Here is a 16,001-nt window from a genome sequence, read left to right as displayed (position 1 = left end):
CTGCCTGTGACTGGCTTGTTTATTACCCTGGAAGGCCCGGAAGGCGCCGGCAAGAGCACCAATCGCGAATACCTGGCCGAACGTCTGCGTGCTGCCGGGATCGAGGTGGTGTTGACCCGGGAGCCCGGCGGCACGCCCTTGGCCGAACGGATCCGTGACGTGCTGTTGGCGCCGGTCGATGAGGTCATGAATCCCGACACCGAGCTGCTGTTGGTGTTCGCCGCGCGAGCCCAGCATCTGGCCGAGGTGATCCGTCCGGCGCTGGCCCGTGGCGCGGTAATCCTGTGCGATCGCTTCACCGATTCGACCTATGCCTACCAAGGCGGTGGTCGTAGTTTGTCACTGGAGCGCATCGCGACCCTCGAAACATTTGTTCAGGGCGATCTGCGCCCGGACTTGACGCTGATCTTCGATCTGCCGGTAGAAGTGGGCCTGGCCCGCGCCAGCGCCCGGGGTCGCCTGGATCGCTTCGAGCTCGAAGGCCGAGCGTTTTTCGATGCGGTGCGCACAGCCTTCCTTGAGCGTGCCAAAGCGGATCCTGCGCGTTATGTCCTGGTGGATGCCGCTCAGCCGCTGGCACAGGTTCAGCAGTCTCTGGACGCCTTGTTGCCACGTCTGCTGGAGCTGACCCGTGGCTGAAGCCTATCCATGGCAGGACAGTCTCTGGCAGCAATTGGCCGGCCGTGCCCAGCACGCTCACGCCTATTTGCTGCATGGCCCGGCCGGGATCGGCAAGCGTGCGCTGGCCGAGCGTCTGATGGCTCATTTGTTGTGTCAGCGCCCGACCGCCCAAGACGCCTGCGGTGAGTGCAAATCCTGCTTGTTGCTGAAGGCCGGCAGTCACCCCGATAACTACATCCTGGAGCCGGAAGAAGCAGACAAGGCGATCAAGGTCGATCAGGTGCGTGATCTGGTCAGCTTCGTGGTTCAGACCGCGCAAATGGGCGGTCGCAAAGTGGTGCTGATCGAGCCAGTCGAATCGATGAACATCAACGCCGCCAACGCCTTGCTGAAAAGCCTTGAAGAGCCGTCTGGCAATACCGTTTTGCTGTTGGTCAGCCATCAGACCAGCCGTCTGCTGCCGACCATCAAGAGCCGTTGCGTGCAGCAAGCCTGTCCGTTGCCGAGTGAAGCGATGAGTCTGGCTTGGCTGGCCAGCGCTTTGCCGGACTGTTCGGAAGAAGAGCGCATTGAACTGCTGACCCTCGCCGCCGGTTCGCCATTGGCCGCGGTCAAATTGCAGGCGCAAGGCGTGCGCGAGCAGCGGGCTCTGGTGGTTGAAGGCGTAAAGAAACTGCTCAAGCAGCAGCAATCGCCGACGCAACTGGCCGAGGAGTGGAAAACCATTCCCATGTTGCTGCTGTTCGATTGGTTCTGCGACTGGTCGAGCCTGATCCTGCGTTATCAATTGACTCAGGATGAAGCAGGGCTGGGGCTGGCAGACATGCGCAAGGTGATTCAATACCTGGCGCAGAAATCCGCACAGGACAAAGTCCTGAATATCCAGGACTGGATTCTCGCCCAGCGGCAGAAAGTGATGAGCAAAGCCAACCTCAATCCTGCGTTGTTGCTGGAGGCGCTGTTGGTGCAATGGGTATCTTTGCCTACCCAGAAGTGACTGTCTGAGCCTAGACTCTGATCATCAGACAGTGGAGGTCAGCATGAATGAACCCATCAGTCCGGGGCCGCGAAATGGCATTTTGTCCTTGACCATCAAGGACAGGGCCGTGCTCTACGCGGCCTACATGCCATTCATCAAGAACGGTGGCCTGTTTATCCCGACCAACAAAAGCTACAAGTTGGGCGATGAGGTCTTCATGTTGCTGCACCTGATGGACGAACCGGAAAAGATTCCGGTCGCCGGCAAGGTCACCTGGATCACCCCCAAAGGTGCCCAGGGCAACCGTGCCGCCGGGGTTGGCGTGCAATTCAACGAAGGCGACAACACCGCGCGCAGTCGAATCGAAACCCATCTGGCCGGAGCCCTGAAGTCCGACCGTCCCACTCATACGATGTAAGTTGCAGCCCTTTTATGCTCGTAGATTCCCATTGTCACCTTGATCGCCTCGACCTCACCGCCCACGACGGCTCCCTCGACGCCGCGCTCGATGCGGCCCGTGCGCGCGGGGTGGGGCACTTCCTGTGTATTGGCGTCAGCGCCGATAACGCCGCCGACGTCAAAGCCCTGGCCGAACGTTACGACGATGTCGACTGTTCGGTCGGTGTGCATCCACTCGATGTGCAGCCGGGTGCCGCGCCGGCGCTGGATTGGCTGTTGCACGAACTCAATCATCCGCGGGTGGTGGCGATCGGTGAAACCGGTCTGGATTATCACTACGAGCCGGAAGCAGCAACGTTGCAACAGGAATCGTTCCGTCTGCACCTGCAAGCGGCGGGGCAGACCGGCAAACCGGTGATCATCCATACCCGTGGCGCGCGGGCCGATACCCTTGAGCTGCTACGCGAAGCGGCGCTGCCTCAGGCGGGTGTGCTGCATTGCTTCACCGAAGACTGGGAGATGGCCAAGGCTGCGCTGGACATGGGGTATTACATTTCCTTGTCCGGTATTGTCACTTTTCGCAATGCCGATGCCCTGCGGGATGTGGCCAGCAAGGTGCCGGCTGACCGGTTGTTGGTGGAAACCGACTCGCCGTACCTGGCGCCAATCCCTTATCGCGGCAAACCGAATCTGCCGCAGTACGTGCGTGAGGTAGCAGAATTTCTGGCAATGTTGCGAGGTGAGACCTACGAGCGATTTGCCGAGCAGACCACCGAGAATTTCAAGCGTTTGTTCCCGTTGGCGCACGTCGGGGCATCGGTGTAACGTTAGAAAAGATCGCAGCCTATGGGATTTTGGCCGCTGAATCGCAGGCAAAAAAAACCCGGGTTCTGGGGGGTGAATCCGGGTTAAGACCATTAGGAGTAAAACAAAGGCACGCAATCCTTTGGTACCTTCATCGGCGCGACACTTGGGGGAGATGCCTCGCCGACAGTTGAAGTATTGATCAGTATTGCGCCGAGTCCAGTTTAGCTGGTCGGGTTTTTAAACAAATTTGGAATACGCGCGCTTCGGTTGAGTTCTCATCAACCGGCGAGGTTGCGCGAATTCATCAAGAAACACATATATGGTCGGATGATCCGTGCATTTTGGCGTAAGTTAGGCATAATACGCGGCTTCGAATTTTGACCCCTACAGACCTTTTCTTATGCATAAAGAACCTCGTAAGGTCCGTGAGTTTCGTCGCCGCGAGCAAGAAATTCTCGATACCGCGCTCAAGCTGTTCCTCGAACAAGGTGAAGACAGTGTCACCGTCGAGATGATTGCTGATGCCGTCGGTATCGGCAAAGGCACGATCTACAAGCACTTCAAATCCAAGGCGGAAATCTATCTGCGCCTGATGCTCGATTACGAGCGCGATTTGAACGAGCTGTTGCATTCGGCCGATGTCGATAAGGACAAGGAAGCCCTGTCCCGGGCCTATTTCGAATTCCGTATGCGCGATCCGCAACGCTATCGATTGTTCGATCGCCTGGAAGAAAAGGTGGTCAAGGGCAACCAGGTGCCGGAGATGGTCGAGGAACTGCACAAGATCCGCGCCTCGAACTTCGAACGCCTGACCCTGCTGATCAAGGGCCGGATCAGCGAAGGCAAGCTCGAAGACGTGCCGCCTTACTTCCATTACTGCGCGGCCTGGGCGCTGGTGCACGGCGCCGTGGCGCTGTATCACTCGCCGTTCTGGAGCAATGTGCTGGAAGATCAGGAAGGTTTCTTCCAGTTCCTGATGGACATCGGCGTGCGCATGGGCAACAAGCGCAAGCGCGATACCGACACGCCGAGCAGCTGAACCATTCAGTTGCCTTATTGCGCCATGATTTAGTACATGGCGCAGTACCGCAGGAATATACTCAGGCATAGGGCTTGCTAAAACTTGATTTGTGAGTCAAGTTTTGCGCGTTCGAATCTTCTTTCGCCGGAGTGATCCATGATCGTTGACCGTCAAGGCAGGCGTTTTCGCAATTTGCGGATTAGTCTGACCTCCGCCTGTAATTACGCTTGTACCTACTGCGTGCCCAATGGCAAGCGGCTGGTGGCTGCGCAGGATGAATTGTCGGCGGAGGCCATGGCACGCGGCGTGGCCTATCTGATCGAGGCCGCGGGCATTGAGCGTTTGCGCATTACCGGTGGCGAGCCGCTGGTCAGTCCCAAACTCGAATCCTTCATGACCGCCGTCGGGCAGATGGGGCTGGCGGACATCAGCTTGACCACCAATGGTCAGTTGCTGGCGAAGAAGTTGCCATTGCTGGTGGATGCCGGCATTCGGCGCATCAACGTTTCCCTCGATACCCTGGATGCCAGCGCTTTTCGCAGTATTGCGCGCGGCGGTGATCTGGCGACCGTTCTCGACGGCATGGGCCAAGCCGCCGCGGCCGGCATGAAAATCAAGGTCAATATGGTGCCGTTGCGTGGGCAGAACCTCGATCAGGTAATGCCATTGCTCGACTACTGCCTGGAGCGTGGCTACGAGTTGCGCTTCATCGAGTTGATGCGCATGGGCCACCTGGCCACCGACTCCAACGCTTTTCTGCAGCAATTCGTCAGCCTTCAGCAATTACTGAGCCTGATCGGTGAGCGCTACGAGTACCTTCAGGCCGATGCGCCGGTCGATGCTACGGCGGTGCGTTACCAGATTCCGGGGCTGGGACACTTCGGCGTGATCGCCAACGAAAGCGTTCCGTTCTGCCGCACCTGTTCGCGTCTACGCTTGTCGTCCACTGGCTGGCTGCATGGCTGCCTGTCGTCAAGCAATCGCCACTATGTCGGCGACCTGCTGGACAAGCCTCGTCACCAGGCGCTACCGGCGTTGCAGCGACTGCTGGTCAAGGCGTTGGGGGACAAACAGGAAGTGGCGTTCTCTGGTGGCGCGACCATCATGAAAATCATCGGCGGCTGATCCAAAGTTATCGCGGGCAAGCCACGCTCCCACAGGTACTGTGAAAACCTGTGGGAGCGTGGCTTGCCCGCGATTGCAATCTATCAGGCGACGCTATCTTGAGCTGGCGCGGAAGCTGCATCCCATGGCCATTCGCCGGTTTTCCGTCACCGGCCTCTGGAGGGTAGGATGCGTAGCCTGGTTTTGCTGCTGGCCGTTTTGGCGCTTGGTGGCTGCATGAATGTCAGCGATATGGCCGAAGGGACTCGCTACCACATGAGCGACGCGGGCCTGCTGGACCACAGCGACAGCCGTCGTGTGAATAACTTTCGCATTCAGCCGGACTCGTTCATCTACATCGCCCAGGGTGCTTTCGTCCCACCGGGCAATGCCTACCCGCGTCCTAACGTGGTGGCCGAGGAAGCCTTCAACGGCTTTATCGAATATTTCCCGATGGTCCGCCGCGCCCGTGCGCCGGAAGGCCTCGACGCTGCCATGGGCGAAGCCCGTGCCGCTGGCGCCCATTACCTGCTTTACACGCGTTTCGCCAAGGCCGACGACCGCATCGGCAACTCGGACGAATGGCTCGACCAGGAGCACGTGGATCGCCTCGGCATCGACAACGGCGTGATTCAAATCATGTTGATCGAGACCAGCACCCAGTATTTGATTGATACTGCACGTATCAAAAGTCGTGGCGGTTTACTGACGTTCCACGACAACAAGCCAGAAGACTTGCTGGGCCCGCCGCTGGAGCAATACGCTCGTAGCCTGCTGGGGCTCAGCGACCAGTAATTCATAGGAGAACGCCATGAGTGGCCCGCAAAAAGCCAACGACCTGTTGGGGCAAATCCCCAAAACCAAAGGCTTGCCGCCCGTCCACTTGTGGAACCCCGACTTCTGCGGCGATATCGACATGCGCATCGCCCGCGATGGCACCTGGTATTACCTGGGCACGCCGATCGGGCGCAAGCCGATGGTCAAGCTGTTCTCCACCATTATTCGCCGCGATGGCGATGATTACTTTCTGATTACCCCGGTCGAAAAGGTTGGCATCAAGGTTGACGATGCGCCGTTCGTGGCGATTGCTGTGGAGGTCGAAGGCGAGGGTGAAGCTCAGGTCTTGCGCTTTACCACCAACGTCGATGAAACGGCCGATGCCGGCGCCGAGCACCCTATGCGTGTGGTGATCGATCCGGTCACTCAGGAGCCCGCGCCGTACGTGCATGTACGTACCAACCTTGAAGCGCTGATCCATCGCAACGTGTTCTACCAACTGGTGGAGCTGGCGGTGAGTCGTGAAATCGACGGGCAGCGTTGGTTGGGCGTGTGGAGCGGTGGCGAGTTCTTCCCTATCGGACTTGAGCCGTAACGCGCTGTGCTTCTGTGCTGTAAAAAAAACGGCCCGTTATTTCAACGGGCCGTTTTTTTTGCTTACAAACCTTTGCTCTTGAGTCGCTCTGCATGTTCCAGGTAGAGCCTGACCGGGCTCACGTTCCAGCTGTCGACTCCGGCTATCTGATTGACTGCATCAAAGTGGTCCATCGGGTAATCCGAGCGAATCACTTTGCCCAAGTGCGAGCTGTAGCGGCCGACCAGCCCATCGTTGGCGTTTTCCTCTTTATAAAACAGCTTCGATAGCACGATACAATTCAAATGACTCGGGTCGAGTGGTTGCAGACTTTGGAAGTTCTGCACGATCCCGCTCCAGGAATAGTAATACACGCCGTTTTCAACTTCGTTGCCTTCGCCGCCCCAAACCTTTGGCACCCCTTGTGGGTACTTGCGATTGAAGGCCGCCAACCCTGCGCTGGTCAGCGATTGGAATGCCGCCTCAGCGTCAATCGGGTTTTCCGGATGGCCGCTGATCAGCGAAATGAAGGTGCCGACGGCGCCCAGCAGGGCCAGTACGAAGGCTTTGGGCAACTCTCCGGGCGTCAGCGCCTTGTGCAATTGGTCGGCAATCTCCGAGCCATGATTGGGGCAACTGACCGAGGTGACCGACGCGACTTTTTCCGGGTGCAGGGCTGCTACGTAGCGTGCGGCCAGGGGGCCTTGGCTATGGCCGATCAGATTGACCTTGGCAGCTCCGGTTTCCAGCAAAATGCGGTTGACGTGTTCGAGCAGTTTTTCACCGCGTTCCTCATTACCGTTGACGGTTGGAATATTGACGGCAAACACCTGGGCGCCGGCGCGTTCCAGGGCTTCCTCGATTTCGAAGAAGTAGGGATAACCGGCGATTTTATCGAAGCCGAAAAGACCGTGAACCAACACAATGGGGTATTTCGTAGACGCATCCATGTCCATGTTCATACCTATCAATAGCGGATTTGAAGGGGAGCAGATCGCTGACTGCCTGATCTGTTGCGGCTAACCGTAGTTTACAAAGTGGATGGGATCAAAGCGCTTCGAGCAGGATTCGGACGAACAGCCATGTCTGTATGGGCGGGGCAGCTGAAAATCCAATTGACACCCAATCATATGATGATTAGCGTGGACACCCATCGCGAACGGCTTTGCATCGTTTGTTTTTTATCACCGCTCGATGAGGTGCCCATGTCCAGCAGTTTTCATGCGTCGACGGTCGACTGGCTAGGTTGCTGGATTGCTGCCGGCCAGGTAAAACCCGGCGAAACCATCAAGGTCGAAGCCGATTTGGGCGAGCAGCTCGGTGTCAGTCGTACGGTCATCCGCGAAGCCATCAAAACCCTGGTGGCCAAAGGCATGCTTGAAGTCGGGCCGAAGGTCGGCACACGCGTATTGCCGGTGCGGCGCTGGAATCTCTTTGATCCGCAAGTTGTCGGCTGGCTGTCGCGCAGTGGCTTACCGGAAAACTTCGTCGACGACTTGCTCGATCTGCGCCGCACCATCGAACCCATGGCGGTGCGCTGGGCCTGCGAGCGGGCGACGGTGGAACAAGTGCAAGCCATACTCCAGGCCTATAACGCGCTGGAACGGGCAGTGGACAGCGGCATTGATTACAACCGCGCCGACCAGTTCTTTCACGAGTGCATTCTCGCCGCCAGCCACAATCAATTCATCGAACAAATGGTCCCGGCCCTCGGCGCGTTACTGGCAGTGTCTTTCGAAGTGTCTGCCGCCGACCCGGACGAACTGCGCCGAACCTTGCCAATCCACAAAGACATGGCCGACGCCATCGCGGCCCGGGATTCCGCGCGGGGTGTATGGGCCTGCATGACCCTGATCGATAACGCGGACCTGGCGATCAAGCGCTTCTACCCCCAGGTCATGGCCGACAAAAAGGCCAGCTAACCAGACGAACCCTTGTGGGAGCGGGCTTGCTCGCGAAGGCGATGTGTCAGGCGACAGAGATGGTGAATGTCACGGCCTCTTCGCGAGCAAGCCCGCTCCCACATAAAAACAAGAACAATGCAGGAGGTTTCATGACGTGGACTGCGGTTACCGGACACCGTGCGCAACTCGGCGAAGGCCCGTTCTGGGATGCACCGACCCAGGCGTTGTATTGGGTAGATATCGCCGGTAAACAAGCGCTCAGGCTGATCGGCGCCAATGTGCAAATCTGGCAGATGCCGGAGCACGTGTCCGCGTTCATCCCCTGCGAAAGCGGCGATGCCCTGGTGACATTGAGCAGTGGAATTTATCGGCTGGATCTGGATTCTCCAGGCCTGGAACCTCGGCTGACCTTGTTCTGCGTCGCCGATCCGCAACCCGGCAATCGCCCCAATGAAGCCCGCTGCGATGCCCAGGGCCGGCTCTGGCTGGGCACCATGCAAAACAACATCGGTGAGCAGGGCGAAGATTTGCCCGTCGTGCGTCGCTCCGGTGGCCTGTTTCGCATCGACCGCGATGCTCGGGTCACGCCGCTGCTTCGAGGATTAGGCATCCCCAACACGTTGTTGTGGAGCGACGACGGCGTAATCCTGTATTTCGCCGACAGCCTCGACAGTACGCTTTACCGGCATTTCATCCATACCGACGGCAACCTGGACACCGCCTATGTCTGGCTTGGCCCCCACGAACGCGGCGGCCCCGATGGCTCGGCGATGGATGCCGAGGGCTATATATGGAATGCCCGTTGGGACGGCAATTGTCTGCTCAGATTGAACCCCGAAGGTCATGTGGATCGGGTGATCGAACTGCCGGTCAGCCGTCCCACCAGTTGTGTATTCGGTGGCGAAGACTTCAAAACCCTGTACATCACCAGCGCCGCAAGCCCGCTCAATCACCCGCTGGACGGCGCGCTGTTATCGATACGAGTGGATGTGCCCGGAAAACCTTGTCAGCGATTCGCGGGATAGATCCCAGAATATGGGATGTTAAATTATATATTGAGATTATTTGGCGGCCGGGTTTATAGTCGGCTCCATCAGTTACACGCACTCACACTTAAAAAAACAAAACAGGTGAAGTGATGCAGCGATATTCCACCGCACTCCCTTACGGAGTCAGTGCTTCAGGCCGCCTCGGCGCTCGGGCGTTTTCGCGCCTGCCTGCCTATTCCCAAAAGCCTTTTGACCGGACATCGACAGATGTCCGGTTTTCGTCGTGCCTTCGAACAGGAGTGTTGATCCATGGCTGAACCTCTTTCCTTGCCACCGGTGCCCGAACCGCCCAAGGGTGAGCGCCTGAAAAACAAGGTTGTGCTGCTGACTGGCGCCGCTCAGGGTATCGGCGAAGCGATTGTCGCAACCTTCGCCTCTCAGCAGGCCAAGCTGATCATCAGTGATATCCAGTCTGAGAAAGTTGAAAAAGTCGCGGCGCACTGGCGTGAACAAGGCGCGGATGTCGTGGCGATCAAGGCCGACGTGTCGCGCCAACAGGACCTGCACGCCATGGCCAAATTGGCCATCGAACTTCACGGCCGGATCGACGTGCTGGTCAACTGCGCCGGGGTCAACGTGTTCCGCGATCCGCTGGAAATGACCGAGGAAGACTGGCGTCGTTGCTTCGCCATCGACCTGGACGGTGCCTGGTACGGCTGCAAAGCGGTGTTGCCGCAAATGATCGAGCAGGGCATCGGCAGCATCATCAATATCGCCTCGACCCATTCCACTCACATCATTCCCGGCTGTTTCCCGTACCCGGTGGCCAAACATGGCTTGCTCGGACTGACCCGCGCCTTGGGTATCGAATATGCGCCCAAAGGCATTCGCGTCAACGCCATCGCGCCGGGCTACATCGAAACCCAACTGAACGTTGATTACTGGAACGGTTTTGCCAACCCTCATGCCGAACGTCAGCGGGCCTTCGACCTGCATCCACCGCGGCGCATCGGCCAGCCGATTGAAGTGGCGATGACCGCTGTGTTCCTGGCCAGCGATGAAGCGCCGTTCATTAACGCTTCATGCATCACCATCGATGGTGGGCGCTCGGTCATGTACCACGACTGAATAACCCGGGTTTCAAGCGCGAAACTACGCCTGAAATACAATCATCATACGATATGACTATTGGCTGCATGCTTCGACCGCTGTATTGGCTTTCAAATAACGCTCAAAAAAAATAACAAGGAGTCAGCTTATGAAACGTCGTCGTGGGATCCGTTCCCTGTGCTGTGCCGCTTTGGCGGTCACCGCGGTCAGCCTGAGCAGTACGTTGTTGGCGGCCGAAGAAGTGAAGATCGGTTTTCTGGTCAAGCAAGCGGAAGAGCCCTGGTTCCAGACCGAATGGGCCTTCGCCGAAAAGGCCGGCAAGGACAAGGGCTTCACCGTCATCAAAATCGCCGTGCCTGATGGCGAGAAAACCCTCTCGGCCATCGACAGCCTGGCGGCCAACGGCGCCAAGGGCTTCGTGATCTGCCCGCCGGACGTCTCCCTCGGCCCGGCAATCATGGCCAAGGCCAAGCTCAACGGTTTGAAAGTGATCGCTGTCGATGACCGCTTCGTCGATGCCGGCGGCAAGTTCATGGAGGACGTGCCTTACCTCGGCATGGCAGCCTTCGAAGTCGGCCAGAAGCAGGGCGCCGCCATGGCCGCCGAAGCGAAAAAACGCGGTTGGGAATGGAAAGACACCTACGCGGTGATCAACACCTACAACGAACTCGACACCGGCAAGAAACGTACTGACGGTTCCGTCAAAGCGCTGGAAGACGCCGGTATGCCGAAAGACCACATCCTCTTCTCGGCGCTGAAAACCCTCGACGTACCGGGCAGCATGGACGCCACCAACTCGGCCTTGGTGAAGCTTCCGGGGGCGGCGAAAAACCTGATCATCGGCGGCATGAACGACAACACCGTGCTGGGCGGCGTGCGCGCCACCGAAAGCGCCGGTTTTGCCGCGGCCAACGTGATCGGCATCGGCATCAACGGCACCGATGCCATTGGCGAACTGAAGAAGCCCAACAGCGGCTTCTTCGGCTCGATGCTGCCGAGCCCGCACATCGAGGGCTACAACACCGCGAGCATGATGTACGAGTGGGTCACCACCGGCAAAGAACCGCCGAAATACACCGCGATGGACGACGTTACGCTGATCACGCGCGACAACTTCAAGCAGGAACTGGAAAAGATCGGCCTGTGGAACTGAGGCGCGGTTGATTTCATCGGCAGCCCTGGCGACGGGGCTGCCTGACCGGTGTGATGAGGTGGGTTTATGCACGCACAAGTACAGACAGATCAACAGAGCATTGGCGGCAGCCTGCGCTTCAATGGGATCGGCAAAACCTTTCCCGGGGTGAAGGCGCTGGACGGCATCAGCTTCGTCGCCCATCCCGGGCAGGTTCACGCCTTGATGGGCGAGAACGGCGCCGGTAAATCCACGCTGCTGAAAATCCTTGGTGGTGCTTACACGCCGAGCAGCGGCGATCTGCAGATCGGCGAGCAGAGGAGGATCTTCAAGTCCACTGCCGACAGCATTGGCAGCGGGGTCGCGGTGATCCATCAGGAGTTGCACCTGGTGCCGGAAATGACCGTCGCCGAGAACCTGTTTCTCGGGCATCTGCCGGCGAGTTTCGGCCTGATCAATCGCAGCGTTTTGCGGCAACAGGCATTGGCTTGCCTTAAAGGCCTGGCCGATGAAATCGACCCGCAAGAGAAAGTCGGGCGCTTGTCCCTTGGCCAGCGACAACTGGTGGAAATCGCCAAGGCGTTGTCCCGTGGCGCGCATGTGATTGCGTTCGACGAACCCACCAGCAGCCTGTCGGCACGGGAAATCGATCGCTTGATGGCGATCATCGGGCGCCTGCGCGACGAAGGCAAAGTGGTGCTTTATGTCTCCCATCGCATGGAAGAAGTCTTCCGTATCTGCAACGCGGTGACGGTGTTCAAGGACGGTCGCTTCGTGCGCACCTTCGAGGACATGAGCGCGCTGACCCATGATCAGTTAGTGACGTGTATGGTCGGTCGCGACATTCAGGACATCTACGATTACCGCAGCCGTCCGCGCGGCGCAGTGGCGCTCAAGGTCGACGGGTTACTGGGGCCGGGCTTGCGTGAGCCGGTGAGTTTCGAGGCGCACAAGGGTGAAGTCCTCGGGCTGTTCGGCCTGGTCGGCGCCGGGCGCACCGAGCTGTTCCGGATGCTCAGCGGGCTCACGCGCAACACCGCCGGGCGCCTGGAATTGCGCGGTCGTGAACTGAAACTGCGTTCGCCGCGCGATGCCATCGCGGCGGGGATTCTGCTGTGTCCCGAGGACCGCAAGAAGGAAGGCATCCTGCCGCTCGCCAGCGTCGCCGAGAACATCAACATCAGCGCTCGCGGCGCCCATTCCACCTTCGGCTGCCTGTTGCGCGGCCTGTGGGAAAAGGACAATGCCGACAAGCAGATCAAGGCGCTGAAGGTGAAGACGCCCAACGCGGCGCAGAAAATCATGTACCTGTCTGGCGGCAATCAGCAGAAGGCGATTCTCGGTCGCTGGCTGTCGATGCCGATGAAAGTCCTGCTGCTCGACGAGCCCACTCGTGGCATCGACATCGGTGCCAAAGCCGAGATCTACCAGATCATCCATAACCTGGCGGCCAGCGGCATCGCGGTGATTGTGGTGTCCAGCGACCTGATGGAAGTCATGGGCATTTCCGACCGCATCCTGGTGCTCTGCGAAGGCGCGATGCGCGGCGAACTGACCCGCGAACAAGCCAATGAATCCAACCTGCTGCAACTGGCGTTGCCACGCCAACGCGCTGCCGACGTGGCGAACTGAGAGGTGACTATGACCGTCCAAAACAACGCTCTGCCAACCCCGCGAAAACCTCTGGACCTGCGGCGCTTTCTCGATGACTGGGTGATGCTGCTGGCGGCCGTGGGGATCTTTGTGCTTTGCACCTTGCTGATCGACAACTTCCTGTCGCCACTGAACATGCGTGGCCTGGGCCTGGCGATTTCCACTACCGGGATTGCCGCGTGCACCATGTTGTATTGCTTGGCGTCCGGGCATTTCGACTTGTCGGTGGGCTCGGTGATTGCCTGCGCCGGCGTGGTTGCGGCAGTGGTAATGCGCGACACCGACAGCGTGTTCCTCGGTGTCAGTGCGGCGCTGGTGATGGGGCTGATCGTCGGGCTGATCAATGGGATCGTGATCGCCAAGCTGCGGGTCAATGCGTTGATCACCACGCTGGCGACGATGCAGATCGTTCGTGGCCTGGCTTACATTTTTGCCAACGGCAAAGCGGTGGGCGTTTCGCAGGAACAGTTCTTCGTCTTCGGTAACGGTCAGTTGTTCGGTGTGCCGGTGCCGATTCTGATCACCATCGTCTGCTTCCTGTTTTTCGGCTGGTTGCTGAATTACACCACCTACGGACGCAACACCATGGCCATCGGCGGCAACCAGGAAGCAGCGTTGCTGGCCGGGGTAAACGTTGATCGGACCAAGATCATCATCTTCGCCGTACACGGTGTGATCGGTGCGTTGGCCGGGGTGATTCTGGCGTCGCGCATGACGTCCGGTCAGCCGATGATTGGCCAGGGTTTCGAGCTGACGGTGATCTCGGCTTGCGTGCTCGGCGGGGTGTCGCTGAGTGGCGGGATCGGGATGATTCGGCATGTGATTGCCGGGGTGCTGATTCTGGCGATCATCGAGAATGCGATGAACCTGAAGAATATCGATACGTTTTATCAGTATGTGATTCGTGGTTCGATCTTGCTGCTGGCCGTCGTAATCGACCGACTGAAACAACGCTGATTTCCCTTTGTGGGAGCGGGCTTGCTCGCGAAAGCGGTTTGTCTGTCACATCGATGCTGGATGTGCCGACGCCTTCGCGAGCAAGCCCGCTCCCACAGTAGATCTCTGTCGTCCTCAAGTTGTGTTTACACAGCAAATACGATGTGGCGAGCCGACGATTGACCGCGTAGCGGTCGATTTGAACCTGGATTCTTCACCCACTTTCACAAAATATCCCTTGCTCGCCCCAACCCGTTTCAGCTATGAGGGTACACCCGAGGTGTACATGATTAGACCGCTACGAATTGACAAGAAACAACAGGTGCTCGACGAGCTCGTCCGGCGCATCGAAAACGGCCTCATGGAGGACGGCGTTCTATTGCCGGGCGAACATCAGTTGGCTCAAGAATTCAAGGTCAGCCGAGGCACGCTGCGTGAAGCCCTGGCCGAACTGAAACGGCGCCACTACATCGCTACGCAAAGCGGGGTGGGGTCCATCGTCACGTTCGACGGTGTGGTGCTCGATCAGCGCAGCGGCTGGGCCCAGGCGCTGGCCGACAATGGGGCACTGATCAATACCGAAGTGCTGCGGCTGGAGGCGGTCAGCCGTCCTGACCTGCTACCACGTTTCGGCATCGATCAGTTCATCACCCTCGACCGTCGCCGTCGCGGCACCGATGGCACGCTGGTGTCCCTTGAACGTTCATTGATGCCCGCCACCGGAGGCCTGGAAGGCCTGCCGCGAGTCGGTCTGATCGATGACTCCCTGACCATCACGTTGGCCGCCTACGGCTACATCGGCGACCACGGCGATCAGTGGATCGGCGCCGAACCCTTGAATGCCGAAGACGCTGAATTGCTCGGGCGCCCGGAGGGCACAGTGTTCCTCAAGGCCCTGCGCACCACTTACGACCGTCAGAACCGCTTCATGGAACAGGTCGAGAGCCTGCTCGATCCGGTGCATTTTCGTCTGCACCTGCAAATTGGAACTTCAAAATGACCGCGCTCGACCGTGCGCTGGGCGCCTTCTATGGGCTGGCCTTGGGCGATGCGTTGGGCATGCCGACACAATCCCTGAGCCGCGCCGAGATCAAGGCGCGCTTCGGCGAAATCACCGATCTGCAAGACGCTGGCCCGGATCAACCAATCGCCGCAAACATGCCCAGAGGCTCGATCACTGACGATACGGAGCAGGCGATCCTGGTCGGTCAGTTGTTGATTGAAGGCGAGGGCTGGATTGAACCAGAGGTGCTGGCCCTGCGCTTGATCGAATGGGAAGCCGGGATGCAAGCCAAGGGCTCGCAGGATTTGCTCGGCCCCTCGACCAAACGCGCGATCGAGATGATCCTCGCCGGCCACTCGCTGGAAGAGGCGGGTCGCCACGGCACCACCAATGGCGCGGCGATGCGCATCACGCCGGTGGGGATTGCGGCCGATGTTGCCGATCCTGAGCGTTTCATCCGCGCCGTGGTGCAAGCCTGTCAGGTGACCCACAACACCACGCTGGGAATTGCCAGTGCGGCGGCGGTGGCGGCGGTGGTTTCTGCCGGGATCAACGGCATGGAGCTGGGCGAGGCATTGAACCTCGGCCAGCAGATCGCTCAGCAAGCCGAAGGTCATGGGCACTGGGTCGCTGGCGGACGTATCGCCTCGCGCATCAGTTGGGCGCGGAGCATCAGCGTCGACAGCGACAAGGCGTTGCTGGCGGATTTGTTGTACGACGTGATCGGCACGTCGGTGGCCTCGCAGGAATCGGTAGTGGTGTCGTTTGCGCTGGCTCAGCAAGTGGCTATCGGGGAGATGACGGCCTTCGAAGCGTTGTGCATGGCTGCCAGTCTGGGCGGAGATACCGACACCATCGCGGCGATTCTCGGCGCCATGCTTGGGGCTTGTCTGGGGCTTGAGAGTTGGCCGGTGGCGATGATCGAGCAGGTTAAAGCGGTAAATGATTTGCAGCTGGAACCGTTGGTGCAGGGGCTGTTGTCTTTGCGTTGA

The 16,001-nt window shown here is 59.0% G+C and carries 17 protein-coding genes; 16 read left to right on the top strand and 1 reads right to left on the bottom strand.

Annotated elements, in window-relative coordinates:
• Positions 1-6: 6 nt before the first annotated feature.
• The 8 genes from tmk to KVG95_RS00580 all read left to right on the top strand — a co-directional run bounded on the left by tmk (position 7) and on the right by KVG95_RS00580 (position 6,303).
• Complete coding sequence (gene tmk / locus KVG95_RS00615) at positions 7-639, top strand: dTMP kinase (RefSeq protein WP_217854161.1); 633 nt, start codon at positions 7-9, stop codon at positions 637-639.
• Complete coding sequence (locus KVG95_RS00610; protein ID WP_217854160.1) at positions 632-1,618, top strand: DNA polymerase III subunit delta'; 987 nt, start codon at positions 632-634, stop codon at positions 1,616-1,618. Before tmk ends, KVG95_RS00610 begins: the two co-directional genes overlap by 8 nt.
• A gap of 43 nt (positions 1,619-1,661) precedes the next feature.
• Complete coding sequence (locus KVG95_RS00605) at positions 1,662-2,018, top strand: PilZ domain-containing protein (RefSeq protein ID WP_008014345.1); 357 nt, start codon at positions 1,662-1,664, stop codon at positions 2,016-2,018.
• A 14-nt stretch (positions 2,019-2,032) separates the two neighbouring features.
• Positions 2,033-2,824 carry a TatD family hydrolase gene (locus tag KVG95_RS00600; protein WP_217854159.1) on the top strand — a complete coding sequence of 264 codons (792 nt, stop codon included), beginning with the start codon at positions 2,033-2,035 and terminating at the stop codon, positions 2,822-2,824.
• 382 nt (positions 2,825-3,206) lie between these two features.
• The gene (locus KVG95_RS00595) at positions 3,207-3,845 is read left to right on the top strand and encodes a TetR/AcrR family transcriptional regulator (protein ID WP_007942012.1); all 639 of its coding nucleotides are present in this window, start codon (positions 3,207-3,209) and stop codon (positions 3,843-3,845) included.
• Between the two features lie 138 nt (positions 3,846-3,983).
• On the top strand, positions 3,984-4,952 hold the full coding sequence (locus KVG95_RS00590; protein ID WP_052964846.1) for a GTP 3',8-cyclase MoaA: 969 nt from the start codon (positions 3,984-3,986) through the stop codon (positions 4,950-4,952).
• Positions 4,953-5,120: 168 nt separating this feature from the next.
• Complete coding sequence (locus KVG95_RS00585; RefSeq protein WP_007903975.1) at positions 5,121-5,726, top strand: DUF4823 domain-containing protein; 606 nt, start codon at positions 5,121-5,123, stop codon at positions 5,724-5,726.
• Positions 5,727-5,742: 16 nt separating this feature from the next.
• Positions 5,743-6,303, top strand: coding sequence for a DUF1285 domain-containing protein (locus tag KVG95_RS00580; RefSeq protein ID WP_008067797.1), 561 nt, complete (start codon positions 5,743-5,745; stop codon positions 6,301-6,303).
• Between the two features lie 62 nt (positions 6,304-6,365).
• Here KVG95_RS00580 and KVG95_RS00575 read toward each other — a convergent pair whose 3' ends face one another.
• Entirely contained in the window at positions 6,366-7,238 is an 873-nt protein-coding gene (locus KVG95_RS00575) for an esterase/lipase family protein (RefSeq protein ID WP_217854467.1), read from the bottom strand.
• Between the two features lie 249 nt (positions 7,239-7,487).
• On the opposite strand from KVG95_RS00575, the gene KVG95_RS00570 reads away from it, so the two are divergent.
• From KVG95_RS00570 to KVG95_RS00535, 8 genes are all read left to right on the top strand, one after another.
• A complete protein-coding gene (locus KVG95_RS00570) occupies positions 7,488-8,204 on the top strand; it encodes a FadR/GntR family transcriptional regulator (protein WP_052964845.1) in 717 nt (238 codons plus the stop codon).
• 131 nt (positions 8,205-8,335) lie between these two features.
• Entirely contained in the window at positions 8,336-9,211 is an 876-nt protein-coding gene (locus KVG95_RS00565; protein WP_217854158.1) for an SMP-30/gluconolactonase/LRE family protein, read from the top strand.
• Between the two features lie 273 nt (positions 9,212-9,484).
• Complete coding sequence (locus KVG95_RS00560; protein WP_217854157.1) at positions 9,485-10,303, top strand: SDR family oxidoreductase; 819 nt, start codon at positions 9,485-9,487, stop codon at positions 10,301-10,303.
• Between the two features lie 130 nt (positions 10,304-10,433).
• Entirely contained in the window at positions 10,434-11,438 is a 1,005-nt protein-coding gene (locus KVG95_RS00555; RefSeq protein WP_038982104.1) for a substrate-binding domain-containing protein, read from the top strand.
• Between the two features lie 66 nt (positions 11,439-11,504).
• The gene (gene araG, locus KVG95_RS00550) at positions 11,505-13,049 is read left to right on the top strand and encodes an L-arabinose ABC transporter ATP-binding protein AraG (protein WP_217854156.1); all 1,545 of its coding nucleotides are present in this window, start codon (positions 11,505-11,507) and stop codon (positions 13,047-13,049) included.
• Positions 13,050-13,058: 9 nt separating this feature from the next.
• Positions 13,059-14,027 (top strand): L-arabinose ABC transporter permease AraH, encoded by a 969-nt coding sequence (araH, locus tag KVG95_RS00545; RefSeq protein WP_095055320.1) that lies wholly within the window; start codon positions 13,059-13,061, stop codon positions 14,025-14,027.
• A gap of 265 nt (positions 14,028-14,292) precedes the next feature.
• Positions 14,293-15,006 carry a GntR family transcriptional regulator gene (locus tag KVG95_RS00540; protein WP_123723093.1) on the top strand — a complete coding sequence of 238 codons (714 nt, stop codon included), beginning with the start codon at positions 14,293-14,295 and terminating at the stop codon, positions 15,004-15,006.
• Positions 15,003-16,001: an ADP-ribosylglycohydrolase family protein gene (locus tag KVG95_RS00535; RefSeq protein WP_217854155.1), complete on the top strand. Its 999-nt coding sequence runs from the start codon at positions 15,003-15,005 to the stop codon at positions 15,999-16,001. The genes KVG95_RS00540 and KVG95_RS00535 overlap by 4 nt, the downstream gene beginning before the upstream one ends.

Origin of the sequence: Pseudomonas farris, from assembly GCF_019145235.1 — a bacterium.
In the GTDB taxonomy this organism is placed as follows: Bacteria; Pseudomonadota; Gammaproteobacteria; order Pseudomonadales; family Pseudomonadaceae; genus Aquipseudomonas; species Aquipseudomonas farris.
The sequence above is the reverse complement of the archived record's forward strand: the minus strand, read 5'-3'. Positions and strand labels throughout refer to the sequence as shown.